Genomic DNA, 434 nt, shown 5'->3' with positions numbered 1-434 from the left:
TTGTCAGAAATACCGCAAGTAGATATTGTGATCACAATGGGGTGTAATGTAAATTGTCCGGCAATTCCATGTGAATATAGAGAGGATTGGGGATTGAGTGATCCTACCGGAAAAAATGATGTGGAGTTTTCAAAAGTCATTCACTCCATTCATACGAAAATACTTGAATTAACAGAGAAAATAAAAAAGGATGAGCTGATTTCAAAGAAAATATGAAAAAACAAAATGGTCATACATCGATTTAAGCAAATTCTGTTTTGAAGAGTATAGGGATATGTGGGTGTTAAATGAAAGCCTGCATTTATGGCGAACATGTTCATCATTTCCCTAAATTTTGCGTCTAGAACCTATTTTATGGAAGTGTTCGAGTAATTCGACACTTCCTTTATTATTTGTAGCGTTTACACACTTGTGAAAATAGATTCAAAATAAAT

The 434-nt window shown here is 33.4% G+C and carries 1 pseudogene; it reads left to right on the top strand.

Features of this window, described 5'->3' with window-relative positions:
• Positions 1-216 (top strand): annotated as a pseudogene (locus tag ACZQCL_RS08435) (low molecular weight phosphatase family protein); the annotation flags it as partial.
• Positions 217-434 lie beyond the last annotated feature (218 nt).

The sequence above is a fragment of the Holdemanella sp. genome, from assembly GCF_056804935.1.
This window is presented reverse-complemented; position numbering and strand designations above follow the sequence as displayed.